Genomic DNA, 2960 nt, shown 5'->3' with positions numbered 1-2960 from the left:
GAGTTCGCAGCCGCGCTTGAAGTCGACGATGTGCTTGGTCATCCAATCCTGAGCCGTTGCGGCGTCGCCGTCTTCGAGGGCGTGGAAGATGCGGCTGTGAGCCTCGAACAGTCGGCGCCCCGGTCCGATCCGTCGGATCACGGTGCCGTACGCCGGGAAGAGGAGGGCGCCGAGGGGCTCGCGGGCGAGCAGCAGGGCATGATTGCGGGACGCCTGGGCGACGAGGTCGTGGAACTCGACGTCGGCCTCGGCGAGCGCAGCTGGATCGTCCAGGCAGCCGGCCGTCCTGTCGAGATTCGTCCGCAGCAGCTCGACGATGTCGGGGGTGATGTTGGTGGCGGCCAGTCGGGCGGCGAGGGGTTCGATCGCCGTCTGGACCTCCCACAACTCGCGATAGGAGATGCCATGGAGGACGATCGCCTCGTGCATGGCGTTGGTGACGACGCTCTTTGCCGGCGCAGTGACCGCCATGCGGCGGCGGGCACCGCGCTCGATCAGCCCGGCCGATTCGAGAGATCTCAATGCCTCGCGCACGGTGGGTCGAGTGACGCCGAGTTGCTCGGCGAGGTCGTGCTCGGGCGGCAGCAGGGTGCCGGGCGTGAGGGTGCCGTCGACGATCTGTCGGCGAATGGTCTGTTCGGCCACCCGGTAGGCGGGGAGTCGCTCGAGGGTCTCGAACACTGCATCACTCATGGATCAACCCATCTTTCTCAGGACGTTGCGCCTGAGTTTGCCGGTGACGGTCTTGGGAAGCTCCTCGGCGAAGCTGATCGCGCGCGGATACTTGTAGGGGGCGGTGGTTGCTTTGGCATGGGTCTGCAACGCGGCGACGAGGTGGTCGTCGCCGACGTATCCGTCGGCGAGCACGACCCACGCTTTCACGAGCTCACCACGGTCGGCATCGGGGACGCCGACCACGGCGCACTCCTGAACAGCGGGGTGTCGGATGAGTGCGTTCTCGACCTCCTGCGGGCCGATCCGGTAGCCCGCCGAGTTGATGATGTCGTCGGCGCGACCGGTGTAGAAGACGTAGCCCTCGTCGTCGATCTCGACGTTGTCGCCCGTTGCAAACCACTCCGAGCCGTCGAGTGTCATTTGCGACGAGGCGGTGCGATCGGGGTCGTCCCAGTAGCCGAGCATCACCTGCGGGTTGGGGAGTCGGATCAGCAGTTCTCCAGCGCCGGTGACCGCCGTGGCGTCGTCGTCGGATCGCACGGCGACATCGACGCCAGGGAGCGGACGGCCCATCGAGCCGGGCTTGACCGGACGTCCCGGCCGGTTGGTGACGGTCATCAGGGTTTCGGTCTGGCCGTAGCCGTCGAGGACGGTGGTGCCGCTGACGTCGCGCCACCGGTCGACGATCTCGGGGTTCACCGACTCGCCGGCCGAGACGGTGGAGCGGAGCTTCGACAAGTCGAAGCCCGAGGCGTCTTCCAGGATCAATCGGCGCAGTTCTGTCGCCGCTGCGCAGAAGCAGGTGATCTCGAACCGCTCCAGTAGCCGGAACCGCTCGGCGGGGACGAACGGTCCGTCGTGGAACAGCACCGACGCGCCCTGGCTCCACGGGCCGAACAGGATGCTCGTGCCGGCCTTCGACCAGCCCGTGTCGGCCGTGCACCAGATCCGTTCGTCCGGGGTGAGCCCGAGCCAGTGGATCGCGGAGCCCGACCATGCCCACAGCGCGCGGGCAGCGTGGGTGACGCCTTTCGGCGAGCCGGTGGAGCCGGACGTGTAGTAGAGGATCGCCGGGTCGTCGGCGCCGACCGTGGCAGGCGTGAAATTGGGGGAGTGGTCGTCGGAGTCCGCGAAACTCATCCACCCGTCGGGAGCTTCGCCGACCGCGACCTTGACGGTCAGCGCTGCCAGACCGTCGAGCTTGGCGCAGTGGTCGGCCGGGCAGATCACCCCGACGGCGTCGCTGTGTTCCACGCGATAGGCGAGGTCGGACGCGGTGAGCATCGTGATGCAGGGAATGGGCACCACGCCCATGCGTGTGGCGGCGACCATCGCGATCTGCCACTCGGCGATCCGAGGCAGCATCACGATGATGCGGTCACCCTGCTGCAGGCCCAGTTCGGCGAGCAGGTTCGCCAGGCGCCCGGCGGCTGCGGCGATGTCGGCGTACGTGTACCGCTGGTCGTTGCCGGCTTCATCGACGGTGATGAGCGCGAGGCGGTCATGATCGGCTGCCCAGCGGTCGACCACATCGGCCGAGAAGTTGAACGTGTCGGGCACGTTCCATTCGAATGTGTCGTCGATGGTGTCGTCGGTCATGATCGGCCTCACATTCGTGTCTTGCGTCTTTGGTAATATTGTATGACAATGCAGGGGTTGTCAACCGACTGGCACGCGATCGACCAGGGGGTCTTGTGATCGACTTCGAACTCACCGAGCAACAGATCGAGCTGCGTGACCGCACCGCAGCGTTCGTGCGTGACGAACTCATCCCGCTCGAGCACACGGGCGAACCGGCTCGAGTCGACGATGCGTTCCGACGGGAACTCGTGGCGCTCGGGCACGCCGCTGGGCTGGTCGCACCGCACGCGCCGACCGAATGGGGAGGTCTCGGTCTGGACCACGTGTCGATGTCCGAAGTGTTCATCGCTGCCGGGTATTCGCTGCTCGGCCCGCTCGCACTCAACTGCTTCGCGCCCGACGAAGGCAACATGAACCTGCTGTCCAAGGTCGCCACTCGCGAGCAGAACGAGCGCTGGCTGCGGCCGCTGGTCGCCGGCGAGATCCGCTCGTGCTTCGCCATGACCGAGCCGGCACCGGGCGCGGGCAGTGATCCCCGCGCCATGCAGACGACCGTTGCTCGCGACGGCGACGAGTTCGTCGTGAACGGGACCAAGTGGCTGATCACCGGGGCCGACGGCGCCCAGTTCGTGATCATCATGGGTCGCGAGGCCGACGACGACTCGGGCCGGCGAGCCACGATGCTGCTCGCCGACATGGACACG

Annotated in this window: 3 protein-coding genes; 1 reads left to right on the top strand and 2 read right to left on the bottom strand. The window is 67.0% G+C overall.

Annotated features, from left to right (window positions below):
* Together WBV89_RS19165 and WBV89_RS19160 are read right to left on the bottom strand one after the other, a co-directional pair.
* On the bottom strand, positions 1–693 hold a 693-nt coding region (locus WBV89_RS19165), incomplete at its 3' end, for a FadR/GntR family transcriptional regulator (RefSeq protein WP_423982928.1).
* Positions 694–696: 3 nt separating this feature from the next.
* The gene (locus WBV89_RS19160; protein WP_423982927.1) at positions 697–2274 is read right to left on the bottom strand and encodes an acyl-CoA synthetase; all 1578 of its coding nucleotides are present in this window, start codon (positions 2272–2274) and stop codon (positions 697–699) included.
* Between the two features lie 95 nt (positions 2275–2369).
* On the opposite strand from WBV89_RS19160, the gene WBV89_RS19155 reads away from it, so the two are divergent.
* Positions 2370–2960: acyl-CoA dehydrogenase family protein (locus tag WBV89_RS19155; RefSeq protein WP_423982926.1), on the top strand; the 591-nt coding region annotated here is incomplete at its 3' end.

It is taken from the genome of Ilumatobacter sp. (genome assembly GCF_049588435.1).
Classification (GTDB): domain Bacteria; phylum Actinomycetota; class Acidimicrobiia; order Acidimicrobiales; family Ilumatobacteraceae; genus Ilumatobacter_A.
This window is presented reverse-complemented; position numbering and strand designations above follow the sequence as displayed.

Coding starts and splice junctions, on each gene's coding strand:
- WBV89_RS19160 (WP_423982927.1), bottom strand. CDS start 2,274: ATGACCGACGACACCATCGACGACACATTCGAATGGAACGTGCCCGAC.